General features: G+C 75.1%; 18 protein-coding genes. 8 read left to right on the plus strand and 10 right to left on the minus strand.

Going from position 1 to position 25,620, the window contains the following annotated elements:
* Positions 1-26 precede the first annotated feature (26 nt).
* From AB1207_RS19435 to AB1207_RS19450, 4 genes are all read right to left on the minus strand, one after another.
* Complete coding sequence (locus AB1207_RS19435; RefSeq protein WP_367640060.1) at positions 27-923, minus strand: CARDB domain-containing protein; 897 nt, start codon at positions 921-923, stop codon at positions 27-29.
* 110 nt (positions 924-1,033) lie between these two features.
* On the minus strand, positions 1,034-2,740 hold the full coding sequence (locus AB1207_RS19440) for a glycerol-3-phosphate dehydrogenase/oxidase (protein WP_437178985.1): 1,707 nt from the start codon (positions 2,738-2,740) through the stop codon (positions 1,034-1,036).
* 111 nt (positions 2,741-2,851) lie between these two features.
* On the minus strand, positions 2,852-4,387 hold the full coding sequence (gene glpK, locus AB1207_RS19445; RefSeq protein WP_367640062.1) for a glycerol kinase GlpK: 1,536 nt from the start codon (positions 4,385-4,387) through the stop codon (positions 2,852-2,854).
* Positions 4,388-4,449: 62 nt separating this feature from the next.
* The gene (locus AB1207_RS19450) at positions 4,450-5,292 is read right to left on the minus strand and encodes an MIP/aquaporin family protein (RefSeq protein WP_367640063.1); all 843 of its coding nucleotides are present in this window, start codon (positions 5,290-5,292) and stop codon (positions 4,450-4,452) included.
* Positions 5,293-5,501: 209 nt separating this feature from the next.
* Between AB1207_RS19450 and AB1207_RS19455 the strand changes: the two genes are divergently transcribed.
* The 4 genes from AB1207_RS19455 to AB1207_RS19470 all read left to right on the plus strand — a co-directional run bounded on the left by AB1207_RS19455 (position 5,502) and on the right by AB1207_RS19470 (position 10,960).
* Entirely contained in the window at positions 5,502-7,088 is a 1,587-nt protein-coding gene (locus AB1207_RS19455; RefSeq protein ID WP_367640065.1) for an EAL domain-containing protein, read from the plus strand.
* A 73-nt stretch (positions 7,089-7,161) separates the two neighbouring features.
* Positions 7,162-8,394, plus strand: coding sequence for an MFS transporter (locus AB1207_RS19460; RefSeq protein WP_367640126.1), 1,233 nt, complete (start codon positions 7,162-7,164; stop codon positions 8,392-8,394).
* An 11-nt stretch (positions 8,395-8,405) separates the two neighbouring features.
* Positions 8,406-9,230, plus strand: a complete 825-nt coding sequence (locus tag AB1207_RS19465; protein WP_367640066.1) for an SDR family NAD(P)-dependent oxidoreductase — start codon at positions 8,406-8,408, stop codon at positions 9,228-9,230.
* A 50-nt stretch (positions 9,231-9,280) separates the two neighbouring features.
* Entirely contained in the window at positions 9,281-10,960 is a 1,680-nt protein-coding gene (locus AB1207_RS19470) for an ATP-binding SpoIIE family protein phosphatase (protein WP_367640067.1), read from the plus strand.
* Positions 10,961-10,968: 8 nt separating this feature from the next.
* Here the strand turns inward: AB1207_RS19470 and AB1207_RS19475 are convergent, their stop codons facing one another.
* Genes AB1207_RS19475 through aroQ form a run of 3 tightly spaced genes read right to left on the minus strand, consistent with a single transcriptional unit; the run spans position 10,969 to position 13,727 of the window.
* A complete protein-coding gene (locus AB1207_RS19475; protein ID WP_367640069.1) occupies positions 10,969-11,535 on the minus strand; it encodes a PAS domain-containing protein in 567 nt (188 codons plus the stop codon).
* Position 11,536: 1 nt separating this feature from the next.
* On the minus strand, positions 11,537-13,201 hold the full coding sequence (locus AB1207_RS19480) for an FAD-binding oxidoreductase (RefSeq protein WP_367640070.1): 1,665 nt from the start codon (positions 13,199-13,201) through the stop codon (positions 11,537-11,539).
* 40 nt (positions 13,202-13,241) lie between these two features.
* A complete protein-coding gene (gene aroQ, locus AB1207_RS19485) occupies positions 13,242-13,727 on the minus strand; it encodes a type II 3-dehydroquinate dehydratase (RefSeq protein WP_367640072.1) in 486 nt (161 codons plus the stop codon).
* Between the two features lie 67 nt (positions 13,728-13,794).
* Here aroQ and AB1207_RS19490 point away from each other — a divergent pair, with 67 nt between their 5' ends.
* The 4 genes from AB1207_RS19490 to AB1207_RS19505 all read left to right on the plus strand — a co-directional run bounded on the left by AB1207_RS19490 (position 13,795) and on the right by AB1207_RS19505 (position 16,929).
* The gene (locus AB1207_RS19490) at positions 13,795-14,451 is read left to right on the plus strand and encodes a DNA-3-methyladenine glycosylase I (RefSeq protein WP_437178986.1); all 657 of its coding nucleotides are present in this window, start codon (positions 13,795-13,797) and stop codon (positions 14,449-14,451) included.
* Positions 14,448-14,912: a VOC family protein gene (locus tag AB1207_RS19495; RefSeq protein ID WP_367640073.1), complete on the plus strand. Its 465-nt coding sequence runs from the start codon at positions 14,448-14,450 to the stop codon at positions 14,910-14,912. The genes AB1207_RS19490 and AB1207_RS19495 overlap by 4 nt, the downstream gene beginning before the upstream one ends.
* Before the next feature lie 79 nt (positions 14,913-14,991).
* Positions 14,992-16,374 (plus strand): NAD(P)/FAD-dependent oxidoreductase, encoded by a 1,383-nt coding sequence (locus tag AB1207_RS19500; RefSeq protein ID WP_367640074.1) that lies wholly within the window; start codon positions 14,992-14,994, stop codon positions 16,372-16,374.
* Between the two features lie 27 nt (positions 16,375-16,401).
* Entirely contained in the window at positions 16,402-16,929 is a 528-nt protein-coding gene (locus AB1207_RS19505) for a toprim domain-containing protein (RefSeq protein ID WP_367640076.1), read from the plus strand.
* Here AB1207_RS19505 and recD read toward each other — a convergent pair.
* From recD to recC, 3 genes are read right to left on the minus strand one after another with little or no spacing between them, the layout of a single operon-like run.
* The gene (gene recD, locus AB1207_RS19510; protein WP_367640077.1) at positions 16,919-18,787 is read right to left on the minus strand and encodes an exodeoxyribonuclease V subunit alpha; all 1,869 of its coding nucleotides are present in this window, start codon (positions 18,785-18,787) and stop codon (positions 16,919-16,921) included. The two genes, AB1207_RS19505 and recD, sit on opposite strands and share 11 nt — an antisense overlap.
* The gene (locus AB1207_RS19515; protein WP_367640078.1) at positions 18,784-22,170 is read right to left on the minus strand and encodes a UvrD-helicase domain-containing protein; all 3,387 of its coding nucleotides are present in this window, start codon (positions 22,168-22,170) and stop codon (positions 18,784-18,786) included. The genes recD and AB1207_RS19515 overlap by 4 nt, the downstream gene beginning before the upstream one ends.
* On the minus strand, positions 22,167-25,577 hold the full coding sequence (recC, locus tag AB1207_RS19520; RefSeq protein WP_367640079.1) for an exodeoxyribonuclease V subunit gamma: 3,411 nt from the start codon (positions 25,575-25,577) through the stop codon (positions 22,167-22,169). Before recC ends, AB1207_RS19515 begins: the two co-directional genes overlap by 4 nt.
* Positions 25,578-25,620 lie beyond the last annotated feature (43 nt).

Raw genomic sequence — 25,620 nt, forward strand, 5'->3', positions numbered from 1 at the left:
GCGGCGCGCGGGTGGAGCCGCCCGGTTCAGGGCTGGACGTCGAAGTCGACGTCGACCGGGGTGCTCACGGAGGCGACCTCGGTCCCGGGGCCGGTGCTGGTCGGGGCGTACCGCGTGGTGCGGACCGAGGAGGCCGCGAACCTTGTGAACTGAGCCGTCTGCCCTGCGGCGCAGGTGATCGGCAGACCGCCCTGGTAGGCGTAGAGGACCTGGGAGAAGCTCACTCCGGTGCGCACCCTCGTCGCCCCCGCGGGGACGGAGGCGAGGCCACCCGTCCACTTGGTGCTGGCGAACGTGTCGTTGCCGACCGTCCAAGCCCCCAGGAGGCGTTCCGTGCCGTCGACGAGGACGCCGTCGGTGTCCGTGCACCCGGCGAACAGGTCACCCGTCACCGACGTCGCCGACAGGGACGGCACCGGCAGCGGCGCCACCGAGGCGACGACGTCCCGCCCCTGCACGCGGTTCGCGATGCCCGCCGCCACCGAGAACGTGGTGTCGAGCGTGTTGTTGCCCTCGTTCGACTCCCGGATGCGCGCGGCGTCGTCGACGAAGGCCCGCAGGCGGTGCGTGCCCGCCGTCGCCGTCCAGGTCGCCGATCCCGAGGGGCCGCCGACCGCAGCGAGGGTGACGGAGCTCCCGGGCGCGAGGGAGTCGGTGAACTGGTCCGACCAGGTGACGAGTCGGCCGTCGACCTGGAACCCGATCCCGCTGATCGTCCCCGCGGGGGTGGGCGCGCTCCCCCGGTTCTGGATCGTCACCCCGAAGCGGACCTGCTGGCCCCCAACCGTTCCCGGCGGCAGGGCCACCGCCGTCACCACGAGGTCCGGCGCCGGCGGAGCCGCGCTGACGGCTCCCGCCCCGGCCACCGAACCCACCACGACCGCACCCGCCGCCAGCGCGCGGACAGCCTTCGACCAGCTCATGTGATCCCCCCGGACCCGTCGTTCCCGGCGCGACCCCCCGTCGCGCGAGGCTCACCGTAGACCCACGACTGGGCCGAACGGGTGAGTTCCGGCAGATCCGGTGCGGGACCTCAGACGGGCACGATCTCCGGGGCCTGCAGGCGCACCGCGTCGGCGGAGGCGTCGTCCGGCTGCTCCTGCGAGGCGCGCTCGGCGGCCACCCGCTCGAGGTAGGTCTTGACCTCCGTCGCGCGTTCCTCCTCGCTCCAGCCCAGCGGCCCGGCCATGAGGTCGGCGGCCAGCTCGGCCGACTTCGTGCCGCGGTCGTAGGTCTCGATGGAGATGCGGGTCCGCCGGGCCAGGACGTCGTCGAGGTGACGGGCCCCCTCGTGCGTCACGGCGTAGACGACCTCGGCCTTCAGGTAGTCGTCGGCGTGCGGCAGCACCTCGCCCAGCGTCGGGTCCTGCGCGACGAGCGCGAGCACCTCGTCGATCGCCGAGCCGTACCGGTTGAGCAGGTGCTCGACGTGGTCGACGTGGATCCCGGCGCGCGCCGCCAGACCGTGCCGCTGGTTCCACATCGCGTGGTAGCCCTCGGCGCCGACCATCGGGACGTTCTCGGTGGTCGAGGCGGGCACGCGCCCGTCCAGACCCTCCACGGCCACGTCGACGGCGTCCTTGGCCATGACCCGGTAGGTCGTGTACTTCCCGCCGGCCACGACGACCAGGCCCGGCACGGGGTGACCGACGACGTGCTCCCGGGACAGCTTGGAGGTCGACTCCGACTCCCCCGACAGCAGCGGGCGCAGCCCGGCGTAGACGCCCTCGACGTCCTCGCGCGTCAGCGGGGACTTCAGGACGGCGTTGGCGTGCTCGAGGACGTAGTCGATGTCGGCGCTGGTCGCGGCGGGGTGCGCCTTGTCCATCGTCCAGTCGGTGTCGGTCGTCCCGATGATCCAGTGCCGGCCCCACGGGATGATGAACAGGACGGACTTCTCGGTGCGCAGGATCAGCCCGGTCTTGGACTGGATCCGGTCGCGCGGCACGACGAGGTGGATGCCCTTGGAGGCGCGCACCTTGAACTGGCCGCGGGCGTTGACGAGTTCCTGCGTCTCGTCGGTCCACACCCCGGTCGCGTTGATGACCTGCTTGGTGCGGACGCGGATCTCCCGGCCGGACTCGAGGTCGACGAGGACCGCCCCGACGACGCGCTCGCCCTCGCGGACGAACTCCTTGACCCGCGTGCGGTTGGCGATGAGCGCGCCGTACGTGGCCGCCGTGCGGGCGATCGTCATGGTGTGGCGGGCGTCGTCCACCTGGCCGTCGTAGTACTGGATCGCCCCGACCATGGCGTCCTTGCGGATGCCGGGGGCCTCCTTCTGCACGCCCTTGCGGGTCAGGTGCCGGTGCAGCGGGAAACCCTTGTTGTTCCCGCTGGACAGCGCCATGCCGTCGTACAGCGCGATGCCGGACCCCACGTAGGGACGTTCGGCGAAACGCTTGGACAGCGGGTAGAGGAACGGCACGGGCTTGACCAGGTGCGGCGCGAGCTTGTTGCGCAGCAGACCGCGTTCGGACAGCGCCTCGTGCACCAGGGCGAAGTCGAGCATCTCCAGGTAGCGCAGACCGCCGTGGATGAGCTTGCTGGACCGGCTCGAGGTGCCCGAGGCCCAGTCGCGCGCCTCCACCATCGCGGTGCGCAGCCCGCGCGTCACCGCGTCCAGCGCGGCCCCCGTCCCGACGACCCCGCCCCCGATGACGAGGACGTCGAGTTCACCTTCCGCCATCTCGCGCAGCGCGTCGTCCCGTGCCTGCGGTGACAGTGCCTTGATCTCCACGTCCTGCTCCTCAGCTTCTTCCGTACCGGATCGAGTGGTGCGACTGGTGCTCGTCCATGGTGGGCGCCGGGCGCGCTCCACGCGCGCCCGGCGCCGCCGGAGAGGGTGTCGTCAGTCGACGTCCACCCAGTTCAACGTCCGCTCGACGGCTTTCTTCCAGCCGCCGTAGCCGTCGGTGCGCTGCTGCTCGTCCCACGTGGGCTCCCAGCGGGCGCCCTCGTTCCAGTTCTCGCGCAGCTCGTCCAGGCTCTTCCAGAAACCGACCGCCAGACCCGCCGCGTAGGCCGCCCCGAGGGCCGTGGTCTCGGCCACGACGGGCTTGGAGACGGGGACGCCGAGGATGTCGGCCTGCAGCTGCATGCACAGCGTGTTCGCCGTGATGCCGCCGTCGACCTTGAGCACCTCGACGGCCACACCGGAGTCGGACGACATGGCCTCGGTCACGTCGCGGCTCTGGTAGCAGATCGACTCCAGGGTGGCCCGGGCGATGTGCGCGTTGGTGTTGTAGCGCGAGAGGCCGACGATCGCGCCGCGGGCGTCGGAGCGCCAGTAGGGCGCGAACAGGCCCGAGAACGCCGGGACGAAGTAGCACCCGCCGGAGTCCTCGACCTGGCGGGCCAGGGACTCGGACTCGCCCGCACCGGAGATGATGCCGAGCTGGTCGCGCAGCCACTGCACGGCCGAACCGGTGACCGCGATCGACCCCTCGAGGGCGTAGACCGGCTTCTCGTCGTTGAACTGGTAGCAGACCGTGGTCAGCAGCCCGGCCTTGGAGCGGACCAGTTCCTCACCGGTGTTCAGCAGCATGAAGTTGCCGGTGCCGTAGGTGTTCTTGGCCATGCCCGGGTCGAAGCAGACCTGGCCGACCATGGCCGCCTGCTGGTCACCGAGGATGCCCGTCAGCTTGACCTCCCCGCCGAGCGGACCGGTCTCCAGCGTCGTGCCGTAGCCCTCGGTGTACGAGGAGGGCTTGATCTCGGGGAGCATCGCCCGCGGGATGCCGAAGATCTCCAGCAGTTCGTCGTCCCACTGGCAGGTCTCGAGGTCCATGAGCATGGTGCGGCTGGCGTTCGTCACGTCGGTGACGTGGACGCCGCCGCGCGGACCGCCGGTCAGGTTCCAGATGAGCCAGGAGTCGGTGTTCCCGAAGATCGCGTCGCCGGCCTCGGCCGCCTCGCGCACCCCGTCGACGTTCTCGAGGATCCACTGGATCTTGCCGCCGGAGAAGTACGTGGCCGGCGGCAGACCGGCCTTCTGCCGGATCTTCTGGCCGCGCTCGTCGCGATCGAGCGCGGAGGCGATGCGGTCGGTGCGGGTGTCCTGCCACACGATCGCGTTGTAGTACGGGCGTCCGGTGTTCTTGTTCCACACGACGGCCGTCTCGCGCTGGTTGGTGATGCCCAGCGCCGCGAGGTCCTTGGCCGTCAGGTTCGCCTGGCGCAGACCGCTCTGGATGACCGAGCTCGTCCGCTCCCAGATCTCGATCGGGTCGTGCTCGACCCAGCCCGGCTTGGGCATGATCTGGGTGTGCTCGAGCTGGTACTTGGCGACCTCGTTGCCGCCGTGGTCGAAGACCATGAACCGGCTGGACGTGGTGCCCTGGTCGACGGCGCCGACGTACCGGGGGCCGTTCGTGCTGTCTGCCATGTCGTGGATTCCGTTCTCTGCGTCGAGTGGGACGGGTCTGGAGACGTGCCGGGGGGAGGGTTTCAGTCGTCGGTGCGGACGCGGCCCTCGGGCTCGGCCGCGGCCGGGTCGGGCAGGTGCCGTTCGACGAGCACCTTGTACAGGCCGCCGCCGACGAGCCCGCCGAGGACGGGGGCGACGATCGGGACCCAGAAGTAGAAGGCTCCGCCGGGTTCGCGCATCGCCGTGGAGTAGCCGCTCACGAAGGACGCCAGGCGCGGGCCGAAGTCGCGGGCCGGGTTGATGGCGTACCCGGCGTTGGAACCCCAGGCCATGCCGATCCCGACGACGACGAGGCCGACGATGAAGGGGGCCAGGTTCGCCCCGGGCGGCATCGCCTTGGTCTGGCTGATGGCGAAGATGAGGAACACGAGGATCGCGGTGCCGACGACCTGGTCGAGGAAGGCCGTGCCGATCGAGACGTTCTCCCCGGGCAGCGTCGAGAAGATGCCCTGGGTCGTGTACGTGTGCCCGGGGTCGAGGGCGTCGATGGCGTCCGCGTAGGTCCAGCGGACGACGAGCGCGGCCACGAAGGCGCCGAGGAACTGGGCGAGGCTGTAGGGCAGGACCTTCTTCCAGGAGAAGCCCTGGAAGACGGCGAGCGCGATGGTCACCGCCGGGTTCAGGTGCGCGCCCGTCGTGCGGCCGGCGACGTAGATGCCCATCGTCACGCCCAGGCCCCAGGCCCAGTGGATGGAGTCGTCACCGCCGTTCTTGCCCGCCACGACCTGGGCGACGACGCCCACGCCGAACAGGATGAGGATGGCGGTGCCGGCGAACTCGGCGAGCAGCTCGCCGGCGAGGGTCGGTGTGCGGGGCACGGCGCGCGCAGGCGCCGTGGCCGGCGAGGAACTGCTGTGGGACATGTGAACTCCACGTTGAGTCGAGTGGTGGGGCTGTCGTTCCGCCTCCTTGCCGTGCTCGTGAAGGTAGGCAGGCCCGGAAGTCCCGTCAACGCCGCGAGTTCGACGATGTCGAACGATCCGCACTGCGGCCGAGGTCACCGGTGCTGACGTTGAGTCACCGTTCACCCGGACGGCTCAAGGTGGGGACGCGACCTGCCGATGACGCGACCATGACGACGCTGGACACCCGGCCGGACGCGCGCCCGGACCTGCGCCCCGACCCCCTCGGGGTGGTCCTGGGCCGCGGGCTGCTGCGCACCGTGCTCCAGCCCGTCCACGACGCCGTCACCGGGGCCGGCGTGGCCGTCGAGGCGCTGCTGCGCGGCCCGGCCGACTCCGCGCTCGCCTCCCCCGCCCACCTGTTCCGCGCCGCGGCCGCCACCGGGCGCACCGCCGAGCTCGACCGGGCCGCCCGCGACACCGCCCTGGCCGCCCTCGCCGGCGTCCTCCCCGCGGCGCCGCGCACGGTCTTCCTCAACACCTCCCTGGAGGGGTTCACCGACGCCCCGGACGTGCCGCCCGGCCTGCAGGTCGTCGTCGACGTCTCGGCCCGCAGCCTCCTGCGCGCCCCCGGTCCGACGGTCCGCCTGCTCCGCCGCGTCCGCGCCCTCGGACTGCCGGTGGCGCTCGACGACCTCGGCGCCGACGTCGACGTGACGGCGCTGCTGACCGTCGTGCGGCCCGAGGTGGTCAAGCTCGACCTCCGTCGCCTGGCCCGCCGGCCCGCCGACGAGGTGGCCGCCCTGGCCGGGTCCGTCGGCGCGCACACCGCCCGCACCGGCGCCCTCGTGCTGGTCGAGTCGGTCGAGGACGAGGACGACCGGCGCAGCGCCCTGGCCCTGGGGGCCGACCTCGTGCAGGGGTGGGGCGTCGCCCACCCGGTCCGGCCCGAGGACCTGCCCGCCACCGGGACGCTCGTCCTGCCCACCCCCGCCCGGCCGGCGGTCCCCTGGCGCTCGGCCCCCTCCCGGACCGTGCCGGTCGCCGTCGCAGACGCGGCCCTGGCGCACCTGCGGTTGCGGACCCGCCGCCGGCAGGACCCGGTGGCCCTGGTGTCCCTCGGCGGTCCCGCCGCCCGGAGGTCGGCGGCCGACCTGGGCCGGGTCGCCGTGCGCGCCCACGCCGACCTCGACGGCCACGGGCTCGCCGTCCTGGGTCCGGACGCGGCCTGCGTCGTGCTCGCCCGGCCGGGCCGCACCCTCGCCGAGCGCGAGCTGCTCGTGAGCCACGACCCGGACCTCGTCGCCGACCTCGTCGGCGACGTCCTGGCGGACGAGCGGACCCCGGCCCGGGAGAGCGTGGACGCCGCGGAGGCGAGCCCCCGGCACCCCACGCTCACCGACGTCGTGGCGCAGGCCCTCGAAGCCGACCGGGCGACCGGCACCGGCACCGGGCTGCTCCTCGTCGGCGTCGACGGCACCTGCCGGCGCGGGGGTCGGGAGGCCGTGGTGCGCCGGATGCGGCGCGCGGTCCGCTCGGTGGACCGCTGGCTGCCGCTGGGTCCGGACCTCTTCGCGGTGCTGCTGACGGGGCTGCCACGGGCCGGCAGCGAGGGCGTCGTCGAGCGCGTCGCGGACGCCCTGCTGCTGGCCGTGGAGCTGGCCGTGGACGACCACCCGACGATGTCGGTGAGCATCGGGGCGAGCCTGGCGCCCGTGCGCGCCGTGACCGCCGCGGAGGCCCACCGCCAGGCGTCCGCCGCCCTGGAATCGGCACGTGGTGCCGGAGGCGGCTGCGCGCGCATCTGGCCCGTCTGACAAGCTCGTCCCCGACGGGTCGCTCGGACCCGGGGCCGCGGCGCCGCGGCCGTGGACGAGGGACTCGGTGGGGATGTCGGGGTACTTCGCGCTGCTGCGCGATCCGGTGGTGGCACGACCGTTCGTGGCCTCGGTGGTGGCGCGCATCCCCATCGCGACGGCTCCCCTGGGGCTCGTCCTGCTCGTGCGCACGGCCCGTGACAACTACACGCTCGCCGGGATCGTCACGGGCCTGTTCGCCGTGGGTCTGGCCGTCGGCTCGCCCCTGTGGGGCCGGGCGATGGACCGGATCGGTCAGCCCCGCGTGCTCATCCCGGCGGCGAGCGTCTCCGGCCTGTTCCTGCTGCTGCTCACCGGCGCGACGGTGTGGACGGCCGTGCCGGCGGCCGTCCTGCCGGTCCTGGCCGTGCTGGCCGGGGCGGCCTTCCCGCCGCTGAGCCCGGCGATGCGCTCGACGTGGCGCGTCGTCGTGACCTCCGAGCGCGGCCGGCGCCGCGGCTACGCCCTCGACGCCGCAGCCGTCGAGACGATCTTCGTCGGCGGGCCGCTGCTGCTCAGCGTGCTCCTGCTGCTCGGGGTCGCCCCGCTGCCGCTGCTCGTCACCGTCGTCCTGCTCGTGGGGGGCACCCTCGTCTACGCCCGCTCCCCCGGCGCCCGGCGGGTCCGCCCGCAACCGGTCGGCGCGGGCGGTCACGGGGCGGGGGCCGCCCTGCTGCACAGTCCCGGTTTCGTGCTGCTCCTGACCGTCATGGCCGTGATGAGCGTCGGCTTCGGCATCCTCGACGTGTCGATGGCGGGGCTGGCCGAGCACCTGCTGGGCTCGGCCGACCGGCTCGGCGTCCTCTTCGCCCCCATCGCCGGGGGGTCGGCGATCGGCGGGCTCCTCTACGGCAGCCGCGACTGGCGCAGCCCGGACCGGCGCCGGCTGCTCGTGACGCTGACGCTGTTCGGCAGCCTCCTGTTCACCGTGGCCTTCGCGGCCGGCGAGGGGATCCCCCTCGTGGTGCTGCTCGTGGTGCTCTTCTTCACCGGCCTCTTCATCTCCCCCAACCTCATCGCCGCCCAGGGTCTCGTCGACCTGCTCGCCCCGGGGCACCGCCTCGGGGAGGCCCAGGCCTGGTTGTCGACCGCCATCACGGCCGGGGCGGCGGTCGGCAACGCCGTCGCCGGGATCCTGCTGGACCTCGCCGGAGCGCGCACGGCGCTCGGCGTCGCGGCGACGGCCGTCGTCTCCGCCGCGGCCGTCTGCCTGCTGGCGCAGCGGACCTGGGCCGCCCGGCAGTCCGACCCCGTTCCCGTTCACTAGGCTCGCCCCCCGTGAGCAGCAGCCCGTCCTCCCGTCCCACCGCCCTCGTCACGGGGGCCACCGCCGGCCTCGGGGCGGCCTACGCGCGCTCACTCGCCCGTCGTGGGCACGACCTCGTCGTCGTCGCGCGCGACGTCGAGCGCCTGGAGTCGACCGCGAGCGCCCTGCGCACCGAGTTCGGGGTCGAGGTCGAGGTGCTGGCCGCGGACCTGTCCGACCGCGCGGCGCTGCAGCGGGTCGCCGACCGCGTGGGCAGCCGGGAGGCGCCCGTCGACGTCCTGGTCAACAACGCGGGGTTCGGTCTGCGGCAGCGCTTCGTCGACGGTGAGCCGGCCGACCACGAGCGCATGTTCGACGTGCTGTGCCGGGCCGTGATGGTCCTGTCGCGCGCGGCGACCGGCGCCATGGTCCCGCGCGGCAGGGGCCGCATCCTCAACGTGGGCTCGGTCGCCGGGCTGGTCCCGGGGGGCGGGCACTACTCGGCGGCCAAGGCCTACGTCATCGTGCTCACCGAGACGATGGCCGGGGAGCTGCGCGGGACGGGCGTGAGCGCGACGGTGGTCGAGCCGGGCTACGTGCGCACCGAGTTCCACGCCCGGTCGGGCATGTCCTCCGGCGGCACCTCGTCGCTGTCGAGCCGGATCTGGCTGGACATCGAGGACGTGGTGGACGCCTCCCTCGAGGACCTCTTCGCGGGCCGGCCCGTGAGCGTGCCGACGAAGCGGTGGAAGGCGGTCTCGGCCGTCCTCGACGTCGTGCCCCGCCGGGTGGTCAGCTCGGTGTGGAACCGGATGCCGTCGGGGGCCAAGCGCCGCCACCCGACCGCCGGCGAGTGATGGTTTCTAGAACTCAGACACGGAGCGTAGTCGAGGCGTAACGTAAAGGCATGAACGCAGCCGTCCCCGCCTCGGCTCCCGCGGAGACCTCTGACGTCCTGGGCGACGAGACCGCCCGGCTCGCCGCCCTCCGTGAGTACGTCGACGTCGCCGCCGCCCCACCCGCCGAACTGCAGGCCGTCGTCCGCCTCGCAGCCCGCCTGACGGGTCTGCCGAACGCGGTCGTCAACATCATCGACGAGCACCACCAGCGCCAGCTCGTGGCCGAGGGCTTCGACCCCGGGACCAGCGAGCGCGGGGAGTCGATGTGCTACTACGCGCTCGGCGCGGGCGGTCTCGTGCACGCCGCCGACGCCCGCCGCGACGTCCGGTGGGCGGCCCACCCCTGGGTCGACGGCACGCTCGGGCACGTGCGCAGCTACGCCGCGGCCCCCCTGCTCACCCCCGACCACCAAGCCCTCGGCACGCTGTGCGTCTTCGACGAGGCCGCGCCCCGGCAGCTGAGCGACGAGCAGCGGGCCGGGCTCGCGGACCTGGCGACCATGGTCGTCTCCCTCTTCGACCGCGAGCGCCGCGCCCGCCTCGTCGCCCGGCACGAGGAGGAGCTGCGCCTGGCCCGCGCCGCGGCCGAGACGGCCCGGGCCCTGCAGGAGGCGCTGCTGCCCCACGCGCTGCCCACCGGCGAGCGGGTGCGGGTGACCTCCCGCTACCTGCCGGGCACCGACGGCGCCGAGATCGGCGGGGACTTCTTCGACGCCATCCGCACCGACACGGCCTTCGTCCTCGTCATGGGCGACGTGCAGGGGCACAACTCGGCCGCCGCCGCGCTCATGGGCCGGGTGCGGACGGCGGTGCGGGCCTACGTCAGCGAGGGGCACGAACCCTCGGCCGTCCTGGAGCGGACGAACCGCCTGATGCAGTCCTTCGAGGGCGACCTGTTCGCCACGTGCTGCCTCCTCGCGCTCGACGAGCGGACCGGGGAGGTGGCGGTGGCCAGCGCCGGGCACCCGGCTCCCGTCGTCGCCGCCGGGGACGTCGGCGCCCTCGACGTCGACCCCGGTCCCCCGCTCGGGGTGCAGGAGGAGGCGACGTACCCGCAGAGCCGGCACCGCCTCACGGGGCCCAGCCGGCTGCTGCTGTACACCGACGGTCTCGTCGAGTGGCCCGGGCAGGGCGGCCAGGGGACACACGAGGCGACGGCCACGGGCGAGGCCGCGATGCGCCGCGCGCTGACCGACGGCCCCGGGGTGGACGCCGAGACGCTGGCCGACCGCCTGCTGGCGCCCGTGCGGGGCGGAGGCCACGACGACGCCGCCCTGCTCGTCGTCGACTACGACGGCCCCGCGCCCGGCACGCGGGAGAACCGGCTGGTGCTGCCCGCCGACACCCGTGCCGTGGGCGCGGCCCGCGACTGGCTGCGCACGACGCTGCACGCGTGGGAGCTGACCGGGACGGCCGACGAGGCCGAGCTCGTCGTCAGCGAACTGGTGACGAACGCGTTGCTGCACACCGGGTCCCCGACCGCACTGACCCTGCGGCACGAGGTGGCCGACCGGCTGCTGTGCGTAGGGGTGGAGGACGGTTCGACGCAGCACCCGCAGCCGCGCACCAGCGACGACGACGCCACGGGGGGCCGTGGGATGCACATCGTCCAGCTGCTGGCCCAGCGGTGGTGGGTGGCGCCGCGCGGCGACGGCAAGACGGTCTGGGCGGACCTGCTGGTGGCCTGACCCGTGGCTCAGCCGTCGGGGAGGGCCGGACGGTGCACGGTCGTGAACCCGACGAGCACGGCCCCGGCCGGCCCCACCGTGAGGCGCCGGCCGGTGCTGGTGCGCCACAGCCACTCCCCCAGCGGGGAGCGCCCCCGGTAGGTCACGCGGAACGGCGTGCCGACGGCGGCGGCCCGGTCGAAGGCCCGCTCGACGTTCGGGCGGTCGGCCGGGTGGACGTCGAGCATCAACCGCTCCGAGCCCACCGACTGCCGGCCCACCCCCAGGACCTCGCTGCCCCGCTCGTCGACGACGACGCGACCGGTGGCGGTGTCGAGCTGCCACGCGCCGGTCTGCTCGTCGGCGAACTGCGGGGTGCCCAACCAGTCGGACAGCGACGACAGCGCGATGGCGTCGCTGTGCACGACGAGCCCCGCCTCGCGGCCGTGGGCGTCGTCGATCGCCAGCGCGTCGACGATCCAGGCCAGCTCCGGGTCCGGCCCCGGGGGCGGTTCGTCACCCCACAGGTCCCGCAGGACCGCGAGGACCCGCTCGGCACGGCGGGAGCGGTCCTCGCGGTCGGACGGTCCGGGCACCTCAGTCGACGACGGCGCCGGGGTTGAGGTTGCGCCCCGGGTCCACACCGGCGAAGAGGGACCCCACGATCTTGGCCCCGGCGGCGGACAGGTCGTCCTCGATCCAGCGCTTGTGCTCCCGGCCCACGGCGTGGTGGTGCGACAGCGTCCCGCCGTTGTCGATGAAGGCCTGCTGGATGGCACCCTTGACGACGTCGTAGGCCTCGAGGCCGTCGCGGTCGGTCGGCGGCTGGAAGGCGAACGTGAAGTACTGGCACGCCCCGGAGTGGTAGCTGTGCGAGAGGTGGCAGAAGACGAAACCCTTGACGCCGACCTCGGCGAAGGCCTTGCCGGCCGCCGCCACGACGTTGTCGTGCACCGACTTCAGCGTCGCCCACGAGGAGGACGTCTCGGACACGTCGCCGTAGGCGCCGCGGTCGAGGATGAAGTCGCGGATGTAGGGGGTGTCGAACTTCTTCTGGTCGTACAGCTTGCCCGGGCCCGCGCCGACCCCGAAGCCGCCGTGCTTCTTGACGATCTCGCCCACGAGCGACTTGTTGCGCCGCACGTGCAGGGCCGAGCCCTCGAACCCGATGAACGACAGGCACATCTCCGACAGGTCGATGCCCTTGCGCTTGCTGGCGTACAGCTGCACGCCCTTGTTGAGCAGCTGCCCGAGGGTGCTGCCCTTCTTGGAGGTGGCCAGGGTGAACTGGGTCTCGTTCGCGTCGGAGACGCGCGTGATGCTCGGGGAGGCGTCGGAGGCGGCGATGTCGTGCATGGCCTTGAGCCCGCTGGCGTAGTCGGGGAAGAAGTAGGCCTGGATCTCGCGCTGCTCGGCCTGGCGGTGCACCTGCACGGTGGCCTCGGTGATGATCCCGAGCCGCCCCTCGCTGCCGAGCACCATCTCGCGCACACTCGGGCCCGCCGACTGGACGGGCACCTCGGCGGTGGCGACGATCCCGTGCGGGGTGACGACGCGGACGGCCCGGGTGATGTCGGCGATGTCGCCGAACCGGTCGGACTGCATCCCGGAGGACCGGGTCGCGATCCAGCCACCCAGCGTCGAGTGCTTGAAGCTGTCCGGGAAGTGCCCGATCGTCCAGCCGCGGGCGTTGAGCTGCTCCTCGAGGTCCGGGCCGAGCGCGCCGGCCTGGATGCGCGCCGTCTGCGACGTCTCGTCGAGGGAGAGCAGCAGACGCATCCGGCCCATGTCGAGGGAGACGACGGGCCGGGTCTCGTCGCGCGGGGCCTCCAGGGAGCCCACGATGTTGGAGCCGCCACCGAAGGGGATGAGGACGGCGTCGGACTCGAGGGCCACGCGCAGTGCGGCCTCCGTCTCGGCCTCGGTGCCGGGGTAGACGACGAGGTCGGGCAGCCGGCCGAAGTCACCGCGCCGGATGCGGACGAGGTCGCGCATGGACTTGCCGTAGGCGTGCACGACGCGGTCGAGGTCGTCGTCGTGGACGTGCTCCTGCCCCACGGCCTCGACGAAGGCCTTGCGCAGCGCGTCCGGGGCCTGCGACGGCGGCACCGTCAGCTCGGACAGCTGCGGCACCTGTGCGGGCGCGGCGTGGAAGTCGATGCCCGAGACGCGCTTGACGAACGGCGCCAGGTTCGGCTTGTCCTCGTGGTGGAAGGCGACGCCCTCCTGGCCCCAACCCCACCACTTCATGTGCTCGACCACGGAAACTCCCACCACTCGACGCGCTGTGCTCGGGCGGAGCCTACGCGTCGCCGCCGACACGGGGGGCGCGCCCGGCCCGTTGCGCCAGGAAGCGCACCGCGAGCCCGTACCCCTCGACGCCCAGGCCCGCCACGACACCGGTGGCGACGGGCGTGATGTAGGAGTGCCGGCGGAAGTCCTCGCGGGCGTGGACGTTGGACACGTGCAGCTCCACCAGGCCCGCGACGAGCTCGGCGCAGGCGTCGCGCAGGGCGACGGACGTGTGCGTCCAGCCCCCCGGGTTCAGCACCACGGGCTGCCGGGCGTCGGCGGCCGCGTGCACCCAGCCGATCATCTCGTGCTCGGCGTCGGTCTGGCGCAGCTCCACGCGCACCCCCAGCTCGGCGGCCAGCCGCTGCAGGCCGGCGTCGACGTCGGCGAGGGTGGTGGAGCCGTACACCTCCGGCTGCCGCTTGCCCAGGCGGCCGAGGTTGGGTCCGTTGAGGACCAGGATCGTCGGCGCGTCGTCGGCGGGGTGCTCGCTCACACGCGGACAGTACCGACCTGTGGACGACGGGAGGGCCGTGTCGGCGGTCGGTGCCACAGTGCCGTCCATGCCCGCCTCGCCCGCCATGCCCGCCATGCCCGCCATGCCCGCCTCGCCCGCCTCGCCCAGCCCCGCGACCTTCCGCTGCTTCGGCACCGGCGACGCCCTGTACGAGGCCTACCACGACACCGAGTGGGGCCACCCGGTCCGCGACGACCGCGGGTTGTTCGAGCGGGTCAGCCTCGAGGCGTTCCAGTCCGGGCTCAGCTGGATCACCGTCCTGCGCCGCCGCGAGACCTTCCGCGCGGCCTTCGACGGCTTCGACCCCGAGGTGGTGGCCGCCTACGGCGACGCCGACGTCGCCCGCCTGCTGGCCGACCCGGGCATCATCCGCAACCGCGCCAAGGTCGAGGCGACGGTCGCGAACGCCCGCGCCCTCCTCGCGCTGCAGGCCGCGGGCGGCAGCCTGACCGAGCTGTTCTGGTCCGCGGCCCCGGACCCGGCCCCGCCCGTCCCGCAGGGTCCGGGCGACGTCCCGGCCACCACCCCGGAGTCCGTGGCGCTGGCGAAGTCCCTGAAGGCGAAGGGGTTCCGGTTCGTCGGCCCGACGACGGCGTACGCCGCCATGCAGGCCTGTGGCGTCGTCGACGACCACCTGGGAGAGTGCCCGGCACGGGCCGCCGCGGAGCGCGCCCGGGCGGCGATCGAGGAGGTCCACGCGTGAGCAGCACCGTCCCGTGCCTGTGGTTCGACCGCGACGGCCTGGCCGCCGCCGAGCGCTACGTCGCGCTGTTCCCCGACTCGCGCGTCGTCTCGACCTCGCCGGGCGGGCCCGACGGGGCGCCGATGACGGTCTCGTTCGTCCTGGACGGGCGCGAGTGGACGATCATCAACGGCGGCCCGCACTTCCCGCAGACCGAGGCGTTCTCCGTGCAGGTCTCCTGCGCCGACCAGGCCGAGGTCGACCGGTACTGGGACGGCCTGCTGGCCGACGGCGGCGCCGAGGGGCAGTGCGGCTGGCTGAAGGACCGCTGGGGCGTGTCGTGGCAGATCGTCCCGACCCGGCTGCCGGAGCTGCTGTCGGACCCCGATCCCGAACGGGCGCAACGGGCCATGACCGCGATGCTCGGCATGCGGCGCCTCGTGGTCGCCGAGCTGGAGGCCGCGGCCGACGGGGGTGCGTGAACGGTCCCGTCCGAGAGTGACAGAATCGTGGAGAAGCGGGAGCCCCGTCCCGGCGAGCCACAGACAAGAGGTGCCACACATGGTCGATCGACAGCGAGTCGTCATCGTCGGAGGTGGCTTCACCGGCCTGTACGCCGGCAAGAAGCTCGAGAAGCTCCTCCCGGCCTCCGCGGCAGAGCTGGTGATCGTCAGCCCGACTGACCACCTCACCTACAGCCCCCTGCTGCCGGACGTGACCGCGTCCGTCATCGAGCCCCGCCACGTCGCCGTGTCGCTGCGGCAGGCGCTGCCGCGCCACAAGCTCGTCGTGGGCCACACCACCTCGGTCGACCCCGAGGCGAAGACCATCACGATCTCCAAGTCCGAGCGCGGCGTCGTCAGCGACGAGACCCAGGTCCTGTCCTACGACAAGCTCCTGCTCGCCCCCGGCGCCGTCACCCGCCGGTTCCCGATCCCGGGCGTCTCCGAGAGCGCCCGCGGCGTCAAGACCATCACCGAGGCCGCGTTCGTCCGCGACCACCTGCTGGCCCAGCTCGACGCGGCCGACAGCCTGCCGGACGACCCGCGCTTCGACGCCGAGCGCGCCGAGCGCATGACCGTCGTCGCGGTCGGCGCCGGCTACACCGGCACCGAGATCGTCGCCCAGACCCACCGCTGGCTCTCCCGCGTCGCCGACCGCTGGTCGTCCATCGACGTGCGCGACGTGAAGTGGCTGCTCATCGACGTCGCCCCGGCCGTCCTGCCCGAGCTCGGGCCCCGTCTGGGCCAGTACGCCCTCTCGGCCCTCAAGGGCCGCGGCATCGACGTGCGCCTCGGGGTCTCCGTGGCCAGCGTCGAGGGCAACGTCATCAACCTCACCGACGGCACGCCGGTCCCCTCGCGCACCCTCATCTGGGGCGCGGGCATCATGGCGAACCCGCTCATGGGCACCCTGGGCCTGCCGCTGGACCGCGGCCGCCTGGTCGTCGACGCCAAGATGAAGGTCGCGGGCGCCGACGACGTCTGGGCCGCCGGTGACGCCGCCGCCGTGCCGGACCTGGCCAAGCCGAAGCCGGCCGACGGCCCGCAGCCGATCACCCCGCCCACAGCGCAGCACGCGCAGCGCCAGGGCACCGCGGTCGGCAAGAACATCGCCGCGTCCTTCGGGATCGGCCAGGCCGCCGACTACGTCCACAAGGACCTCGGGCTCGTCGCCGACCTCGGTGGCGGCACGGCCGTCGCCAAGCCCCTCGGCATCGAGATGACCGGTCTGCCGGCCAAGATCGTCGCCCGCGGGTACCACCTGTACGCCCTGCCGGCCATGAGCAACCGCATCCGCGTGCTCACCGACTGGGCGCTGCACGCGGTCCTGCCCCCGCAGGCCGTCGCGCTGAACCAGACCCGTCCGGAAGACGCGCTCATCACGCCGGCGCAGAACACGGACATCTACCCGAAGGCGGAGGAGAAGCCGAAGGTCGGCTGACCCCTCCCTGTGGTCCCCGAGGACGTGGTGGCGCGCGTCGCCACCACCCTCGGGACCAGCACGAACCGAGCCCGCCGGCTGGTGCGCACCGCACTGCCGGCGGGCTTCGTGCTGCAGGTGGCCGGGCAGCCGCGGGCCGTCCTCGTCGAGGGGGCGACCGACGTCGCCGTGCTCGCCGCACTGCTCCGCACCGGCCCGCCCGTCGTGGCCGCGGGCGGCAAGCACGCCCTGCCGCTGGCCGCCGCCGTGGCCCGGGCGCTCGGGGCCGCGGTGGACGTCGTGCTCGACGCCGACGACGGTCCGCACGCCGGGCACCGGGCCCGCGAGGACAGCCGGCGGGTCCGGGCCGAGCTCGTGGACGTCCCCGTGCACGTCCTGCCCGGCGACCTGGAGACCTGCCTGGCGCAGTGGCCCGCGTTCCTGTCGGCGCTGCCCGAGGGACTGACGAAGGACGCGGCCGCCTACGGCCGGGCCGCGCAGGCCGCCCGCTCGAGCCCGCCGCCGGTGCTGGCGCGCCTGATCCAGGACCTGCGCGACGGCGCCATCAGGCCCTGAGCCGCTCGGCCAGCCCGGTCGCGCGCGCCAGGGGTCGCTCCACCGCGGCGGCCACCGCGCGCGCGGACCCGACGACCCGCACGCGGCTGCGGGCCCGCGTCAGGGCCGTGTAGAACATCTCGCGCGTGGCCAGCGGGGACGTCTCCGGCGCGGCCAGGACGGTGACGGTGTCGAACTGCGACCCCTGGCTGCGGTGCACCGTCATCGCGTGCACGGGCTCGACGGAGGCCAGCCGGGCCAACGGCACCCGCAGCGGCCCGGAGCCCCGGGAGAGCGCGGCCACGAGCACCCCGTCCTCCTCCAGGACCACCCCGGTGTCCCCGTTGAACACCCCGACGGCGGCGTCGTTCGCGGTGACGATGACGGGCAGGCCGACGTAGCGGCCGTCCGGTCGCGGCAGGACACCGAGCTCCTCCACCGCCCACCGCTGCGCCAGGGCGCTCCAGTGGGCCACCCCGCGCGTCCCGCGCCGGTGCGCGCAGAGCAGGCGGTGGGTGTCCAGGGCCGTCAGCGCCGTCGCGGCGTCGCCGGCGCGGGCCGCCTCGACGACGCCCCGGGACCGGACGACCACGTCGGCGCGCACGACCTCGAGCGCGGCGCCGGCGACGAGCTCGCCGTCGGGGACCTCGAGGAACTCCACGTCGGGGCCGCCGGCCCGCAGCAGGTCCACGACGTCGGCCGACCGCGCCTCCCGCACGGCCTGCGCGACGGCGGCGATCCCCCCACCGGCGGCGTAGCGGTGGGTCCGCGTCAGCCGGGCCACCCCGTGCGGGGCCGCCTGCGGCGAGGACGTGGCCGGGGCGACGAGGTCGGCCAGGACGGCCCCCACCTCCACCGAGGCGAGCTGCTGCGGATCCCCGACGAGGACGAGCCGCGCGCCGGGACGCAACGCCGACAGCAGCCGGGCCATGACGCCGAGCCCGACCATCGACGCCTCGTCGACGATGACGACGTCGTGCGGGAGACGGTGCTCGGCGTCGAACCGGGCGCGGACCGACCCGGGCCGGATGCCGAGCAGCCGGTGCAGCGTCGAGGCGGCGGCCGCGCGCAGGAAGGTGCGCTCGGCGTCGGTGAACGCCCCCTCGTCGGCCGCGGAGACGACGGCCTCCGTCAGACGGGCGGCGGCCTTGCCCGTCGGGGCCGCCAGCGCCACCCGGGCCGGTCCGTCGGACAACGCGTGCACGGCGGCCAGCAGCCGGGCCACCGTCGTCGTCTTGCCCGTCCCCGGACCGCCGGCCAGGACCGAGACACCGTGCGAGAGGCACACCGCGGCCGCGGCGCGCTGGTCGTCGGCGGGGTCGCCGGGCCACAGGCGCCCCAGGACCGCCTCCACCGCCGCCGGGTCGTACGGCGCGACGGTGCGGCTGCGGTCGCGCAGGTCCCGGGCGACGGCGAGCTCCTGCCGCCAGTACCGGTCCAGCCACAGCCCGTCGCCGACGAGGTGCAGGGGTGCCGTCGGTCCGCCCTCGTCCGGGTCCTCCCCCGGCCCGTGCTCGACGGTCAGGGGGCTGCGGCGCACGGCTTCCCGCCAGGACTCCAGCTCCGGCCACGGCACGGCCACCGGCGCGACGGCGCCGGAGTCGTCGGCGTCCTCGGGGACGAGGTCGCCCACCGCCGACAGGCGCAGGACGACCGACCCGTGCCGCACGGCACGGACCGCGAGCGCGACGGCCAGCAGGACGCGCTCGTCGTCCTCCCCCGCCACCGCGCCCAGCCGACGGGCGACGTGGACGTCGGCGGCGTGCAGCAGACCGAGCCCGTTGACCTCGCCCAGCAGGCCCGTGGCCGAGCGGGCGAGGGAGGCCGAGCGGTCGGGTTCGTCGACGACGGTGGTGGTCGTGGTGGTCGTGGTGGTCACGGGGTCCTCCCGGCGAGCAGGTCGGAGGTGGCCACGACGAGCGCGGCGGGGGGCTTCCACGACCAGACCCCGGGCGGCACCCCGTCCGGCCCGGGCCCGACGTCGGGTCCGCACATGCCGCGCAGGAACAGGTACAGCGACCCGCCGAGGTGCTCGTCCGGGTCGTACCCCGCCAGCCGCCACCGCAGGAACCGGTGCAGCGCAACGCTGTAGAGCAGCGCCTGCAGCGGGTAGTGCGCCGCCAGGACGGCCTCGTCCAGGGCCGGCCGCCGGTAGTGCCAGGCGGTCAGCTCCTCCCCCGGGCCGGCGAGCCGGTTCGTCTTGTAGTCCACGACGAGGAACCGGGACCCGCACCGCAGGACGGCGTCGATCGAGCCGGTGAGGTAGCCGCGCAGGCCCTCGGCGGCCAGGGCCGGTTCGGTGAGCTGCCCGGCGTAGGCGTGCACCGGGTCGTCGGCGGGCAGGTGCCGGCGCAGCAGGACGGCGAGGTCCCCCAGCCGGCCCCCGGCCGACGGCCCCGCGTCGTCGCCACCGGCCAGCGGCAGCTCGAAGTCCAGCTCGGCCAACCGGTCGGCCACCGCGAAGTCCTGCAACGCACGGTCGTCGGCCAGCGGCCCGAGCCCGGTGCGCAGGACGGGGTCGAGGGCCGCGGCGAGCGGTTCGGCCAGCGGGGCGGCGTACTGCTCGCGGGCCAGGGCGGCCAGGTGGGCCGGCCGGTCGGGGACGGCCGGGTCGAACCCCTCGAGCACGGCGTGCACGAGCGTCCCGAACCCCGTGCCGGCAGGCAGGTCGGCCAGCGGCGAGGGCACGGACCGCCACCCCTGCGGGTCGTCCGTCCCCGCCCCGGCGGCCGGGAGCTCGACACCGTCGACCTCGTCGACGGTCACCTCCACCTCCGGTTCGGACAGCACCGCCCGGCCGGGCAGGTGCGCGTCGTGGACGCCCCGCGTCAGGCCCGAGTAGGACGTGCGCCGCCACCCCAGGTCGACCTCGGCGCCGAACCGGGCCGCCCGCAGCTCGGCCACGGGCGTGACCGGTCCGGACCAGCGCCGCGGCGTCGACCGCAGCGGCACGTCCTCGACCGCGACCGGCGACGCCGGCGGGAACAGCGCCTGGAGCCGGGTGCGGAGGGCGTCGTCGGCGGGCAGCGGCAGCTTCTCGGGCACCGCCAGGGCGTCGTCGGTCATGAGCAACCGGTGCAGCGCACCGCGTTGGGTGTTCGTGGCCGGCGCCCACCAGACGAGCAGCCGGGAGACGGCGCGGGTGAGCGCGACGTAGAGCAGACGCAGCTCCTCGCCGAGGTCCTCGGTGTCGGCCGCGCGGCAGAACACGTCGTACCCGGGGGCCGAGGGCCCCCCGACGTGCAGCGCGCGCGGGCCGTCCGGGGCGTGGGCCACGGGCAGCCGGTCCTTGGAGCCGCCGCCGGTGGAGTCCCACCCGAACGGGACGCAGACGACCTCGTACTCCAGGCCCTTGCTCGTGTGGACCGTGGCGATCTGCACGGCGTCCCGGTCGGTGTCCAGGCGCCGCGAGCGCTCCTGGTCCACGTCGCCGGCCGCGTCCTCGACGCGCCCGCGCAGCCAGGACAGCAGGGTGGACACACCGCCGCCGGGGTTGAGGGCGGACTCGGCGTGCAGGACCTCGGCGATGTGCCTCAGGTCGGTCAGCCGGCGTTCACCGCCCTCGACGCCGAGCAGCCGGCGCGGCAGGTCCTGCTCCTCGTTGAGGGCGGCGAACATGCCCGACACCCCGCGCTCGGCGAGCACCGTGCCCCAGCCGCGCAGTGCGACGGACACCTCGTCGGTCGCGCGGTCCCCGGCTGCGTCGAGCTCGGCCGCGGTCCAGCCGACGAAGGAGGACAGCGCCGTGCGCCGGACCCGCGCCGCGCGGTGCGGCTGCTCGACGGCCTCCAGCAGCCACACCCACTCCCGCGCCGCGGGAGTGGAGAAGACGCTCGGCCCGCGCGAGAGCACGCACGGCACCCCGCGGCGGCGCAGCTCCTCCTGGACGAGCTGGGCCTGGGACTGGGTGCGCACGAGGACCGCGACGTCCCCGGCGGCGAGGTCGCGCTCCTGCCCGCCGGCCTCCCGGTGCGGATGCACGCGCAGCCCCTCCGACAGGACGCCGACGACCTGCTCGGCGGTGTCGCGCGCCACCGCCGAGCGCACGTCGGCCACGGCCGGCACGCCCGTGCGGGCCGTGACCGGCAACCCGTCGCGGCGCAGCACCCGCAGGCGCACCGGCGCCGGGTCGGGCCCCGCGGGACCGACGAGCGCGGCCGTGCGGTGGTGGGCCCGCACGGGGTGCACGACGATCCGCCCGTCGCCGAGCGCGGCGCCGCGCAGCAGCGCCGCCGTCCCCGCCAGGACGGCGGGGTCGCTGCGGAAGTTCGTCCCGAGCGTCGCGGTCTCGTCCGCGACGCCGACGGCCTCGAGGTAGCTGTTCACGTCCGCCCCGCGGAAGGCGTAGATGGCCTGCTTCGGGTCCCCGATGAGGACGAGGGGGCAGGACCCGTGGAACGCCGTCCGCAGCACGTCCCACTGCACGGCGTCGGTGTCCTGGAACTCGTCGACCAGGACCACGGAGTACCTGCGCCGCAACCGGTCGCAGGCCGTGGGCCCGGCGACATCGTCGGTCAGCGCGTCGCGCAGCCGCGTCAGGAGGTCGTCGAACCCCAGCACCCGCCGCGAGCGCTTGCGGGCGGCCACCTCGCGCCGGACGCCCTGGGCGAACCGGACGCGCAGGTCCTCCGGTGTCTCGGGGGCGGCCCCCCGCGGTTCGATGCGTGCGTCCGCGCGGCCCACGGCCTCCCGCGCGATGCGCAGCGCGACGGCCCGGGAGAACGGGGGCGGTCCGCCGCCGGGGCGCACCGCGAAGCGGACGTAGAGGTCGTCGCAGACCTCCTCGACGAGGTCGTCGACGTCCTCGACGAGCGTCGCGGTCGGGTCCACGTCGGCGGCCGTGCCCAGGCTCGTGAGGACCTGCTGGCAGAACTCGTGGATGGTCGCCACGGTGGCGGCGTCGAAGCCCGCCAGCGCCGCCGACAGCCGCGCCCGCCGCTGCGCGACGTCGGCCTCCGGCCCCGCGGCGAGGTGCCGGACGACGGCGTCGGCCGAGGTCGCGGCGGTGGCCGGGTCCGCCAGCGCGTCGCGCGTGCTGACGAGGCGCTCGCGGACGCGGTCGCGCAGCTCGGCCGTCGCCGCCCGCCCGAACGTCACGACGAGCAGCTCGTCGACCGCGGCGACCCCCTCGGCCACGTACCGCGTGACGAGACCCGCGATCGTCCACGTCTTGCCCGTGCCCGCGCTGGCCTCCAGGACGGTCGTCCCGGCCGGCAGCGGCCCGGTCACCTCGAAGGTGCGGTGGACCGTCGGCGCGCTCACCGCTCGTCCATCCGGTAGGCGCCGAGGAGGGGCTCCCAGAACCGTTGCACCGCAGCGTCGAACGTCGTCGGCGCTCCCGGCGGCCAGCCGGTGGGCGGCGTCCAGTCGAGCAGGACGTCGACGGGGGCCGCCGCCCCCCACACGCCGGCGTTCTCCTCGTCGGCGTCCTCCTTGGGGAAGGACCAGTCCGAGGTCCACGCGCCCGTCGCCGCGCGGCGGCAGGCGGGCGCGGGACGACCGGCCCACGCGGCCTGCGCGTAGGCCATCGCGGTGTCGACGGGCAGGGGCAGGGGCGCGCACAACCCCGCGGCCCGCAGCTCCAGGAGGTCGACGAGGAGCCCGCGCGCGACGGCCGCCGGCACCGGACCGAGCGTGAGGAGGGCGACACTGCCCTGCCCGCCGCGCCCGACGACGACGGCACGGACGTCCGTCCCCGGGTGCGCGGCCGACAGGGACAGCAGCTCGATCCAGGCGCGGACCGTCTGCTTGGCCTTGACCCGCGAGTAGATCGTCGTCACGGCGACGTCGCCGGTCGCACGTCCCCCGGGACGCACGGGCCGGACGCCGCGCACGCCGCCCGTCAGGCGGACCGGTCCGGTGCCCGGCACGTCGAGGTCGAGCTCGACGTCGACGCTGCGCGGGGAGGCTCCGGCGGGCCCGGCGTCGAACTCGGCGGCCACACCGGCGATCCGGTCGACCAGCGGACCCACCTCGCGCAGCACGGCCGTCCCGAGCGGACCCGGCGGCAGGGACCCGCGGGCGGTCTCGAGGCGGACGACGTCCCCGGCGCCGGCCCCGCGCAGCCGGGCGGCGAGCGCCCGGTCACCGACCGACCACTTGGCGAGCGCGTCGAGTTCCACGGGCAGTGCGTCGGCCGGTTCGTCCTCGCGCGTCGCGGTGGCCACGTCGAGGCGCTGGCGCAGGAAGCCCTTGGCCGGGTGCTGGAAGAACTGCACGAGCTGGTCGAGGTCGAGGTCGGCCGCGGGGGCCGGCGGCAGCCCGGCCGCCAGGAACGGCTGCGGCGCAGCCGGTTCGGCGGCACCCGTGGCGGCGCCGGCCAGGGCGCTGCGGTCGTAGCTGAAGGCGCCGGGGCGGCCGAGGGCGCCCTCGGCGAAGTTGCGCGGGTCCGTCGGCTGCAGCGGGTGCTGGACGACGACGCGCTCGCGCACCCCGGGGTGGGCGGCGTCCAGGGCGTCGAGCAGCTCCCCGACGGGCACGGCCGGCGGCAGCTGCGCCCCCGTCCGGACGTCGCGGCCGGAGTAGATGACGACGAGGGTGTCCCGGGCCGAGCAGACGGCGTCGAGCAGCACCTGGCGGTCCTCGCTGCGGGGATCCCGGTCGCCGAGGTGCGGGTCGCGCGAGAGGACGTCGTCGGCGTCGGGGTTGGTGACGCGCGGGAAGGCCCCGTCGTCCATGCCCAGCAGGCAGACGACGCGGTGCGGCACCGAGCGCATGGGCGTCAGGGTGCAGACCGTGAGGGCGCCGGTGCGGAAGTTGGCGCGCTGGGGCTTGCCGGCGAAGCGCTCGGCGACGAGGGCGGCGACGTCGGCGAGCCCCACCTCGGCCGTCCCGGCGCGTGCTGCGTCCTGCGCGACGGCCCCGAGCTCGCGGCGCAGCTGGGCCAGCTGCCACGCGCCGTCGGCGGGGACGTCGGCGAGGTCGAGGACACCGTCGAGCAGCGCCTCGCACCAGGCGGCGACCCCGCGCCTGCCGGACAACCGGGCCACCGCGGCGTCGAGGCGGTCGAGCAGTTCGGCGAGGCGCCCGGCGAGGTCCACGCGGGAGGACTCGACGTCCGCGAGCGGCACGACCTCGCCCAGCAGCTCGTCCTGCGCACCGCCACCGACGGCGACGCCGACGAGCAGGCGGTCCAGCCCGGCGCGCCACGACCCCTGGGCCACCGTCCCGAGGGACCAGGCGGCGCGGTGCTCGGCGGACAGGCCCCAGTGCACGCCCGCGTCGACCGTCCACTCGCGGACCTGCTCGAGGTCCTCGTCGTCGAGGTCGAAGCGGGCGCGGACGGCCGCGGTGCCGGCGAGGTCGAGCACCTCGCTGGCCGTGAGCCGGCTCTGGGCGAGCACGAGCAGCCGCGCGGCGAGCCCGAGCAACGGGTTGGTCTGCAGGGCCGACCGGTCGGCGACGGAGACGCGCAGCCCGCCGCCGGGGTGGGAGTCGGTGGAGAAGACGGCCTGCACGAGCGGCGCGTACGCCTCGACGTCGGGGCACATGACGAGCACGTCGCGCGGCTGCAGCGTCGGGTCGTCGTCGAGCAGCCCCAGGACGACCTCGCGCAGCACCTCGACCTGGCGGGCGCGGCCGTGGCAGGAGTGCACCTGCACCGAGCGGTCGGCCGGGTCCGGGTCCGGGACCGGAGCGGGGACCTCGTCGGCCGCGAGCGCCGCCTGCAGCCGCCCCAGGAGCGTGGGCCGCGGCGCGGGGGCCGGGTGGTGCACGTCGTGCAGCTCGGGCACGGCGTCCAAGAGCCGGGCCTGCAGCTCGCGCACGTCGCGGGAGAGCGAGAGCAGCAGCGGGTGGCGCACGGGGCCCGACCCCTCGTCGGCACCCTGGTCGGCGCGGCGCAGGCTGCCGGGTCGCCGGGCCGCCGCCCACAGCGCGGGGCTGGGGTGCTGGAGGAAGAGGTGCACCTCGCGGTGGTCCGCCAGGGCGGCCAGCACCCGCAACCGGGACTCGGCCAGCCGCGTCACGACGAAGACGCCGAAGCGCTCCCCCAGGCCGGTGAGGGCCGGGTCCGCGCGCAGCGCCGCGCACACGTCGTCCAGCAGTTCGGCGGGGGCGGGGACCCCGACGTGCTCGCGCACGGCCCGGAACACCTCGGGCTGCCAGCGCAGGTCGTCCGGGACGTCGGAACCACCTGCGGCCCAGTCGAGGAGCAGGCCCGGGCGGGCGGCGCCGTAGCGGGCGAACAGGCCGGCGAGCCGGGCCGCGGCGGCCGTCCGGCGCACGCGCGGCACGTCCTCGCCCGGGACGGCGCGCAGGTGGTGGCGCAGCACCGCGAACCGCGCCCCCGCGTCGGTGCCGGGGCGGCCGTCGGCGGGGGCGAGCTCGTCGAACACCTCCAGGACGTGCCACGTCAGGGCGTCCGGCGCCCACCGCTCGACCGCGTCGGCCGCGTCGGGACGGATCCGGGAGACGACGTCGGCCACCACGCCGTCGAGGAGCCGGGCCGGGGAGGAGAAGTCGACGCGCGCGCAGATGCCGTCCTCCCCGTCCGGGCCGGCCCCGAGGTGGTGGGCCAGCCGCTGCGCGATCCAGCGTTCGGTGCCACGCGCGCCGACCGCGAGCACGTCGGGGGCGAAGGGGTCGGCGCCGGCGGCGGGCGTCCGCAGGACGTCGGCGAGCCCGGCGACGAGGGCCGTCGCGCTCTCGGAACGGTGGACGTGGAGCACGGTCCCCTGTCTACCCGACCGCTCGGACACGACGTCCGCGTGG

It is taken from the genome of Kineococcus endophyticus, from assembly GCF_040796495.1.
GTDB lineage: Bacteria > Actinomycetota > Actinomycetes > Actinomycetales > Kineococcaceae > Kineococcus > Kineococcus endophyticus.

Excerpts from the sequence above, each read along its gene's own strand:
- AB1207_RS19435 (WP_367640060.1), bottom strand. The coding sequence starts at position 923 with ATGAGCTGGTCGAAGGCTGTCCGCGCGCTGGCGGCGGGTGCGGTCGTG.
- glpK (WP_367640062.1), bottom strand. The coding sequence starts at position 4,387 with ATGGCAGACAGCACGAACGGCCCCCGGTACGTCGGCGCCGTCGACCAG.
- AB1207_RS19450 (WP_367640063.1), bottom strand. The coding sequence starts at position 5,292 with ATGTCCCACAGCAGTTCCTCGCCGGCCACGGCGCCTGCGCGCGCCGTG.
- AB1207_RS19455 (WP_367640065.1), top strand. The coding sequence starts at position 5,502 with ATGACGACGCTGGACACCCGGCCGGACGCGCGCCCGGACCTGCGCCCC.
- AB1207_RS19460 (WP_367640126.1), top strand. The coding sequence starts at position 7,162 with ATGTCGGGGTACTTCGCGCTGCTGCGCGATCCGGTGGTGGCACGACCG.
- AB1207_RS19470 (WP_367640067.1), top strand. The coding sequence starts at position 9,281 with ATGAACGCAGCCGTCCCCGCCTCGGCTCCCGCGGAGACCTCTGACGTC.
- AB1207_RS19490 (WP_437178986.1), top strand. The coding sequence starts at position 13,795 with ATGCCCGCCTCGCCCGCCATGCCCGCCATGCCCGCCATGCCCGCCTCG.
- AB1207_RS19500 (WP_367640074.1), top strand. The coding sequence starts at position 14,992 with ATGGTCGATCGACAGCGAGTCGTCATCGTCGGAGGTGGCTTCACCGGC.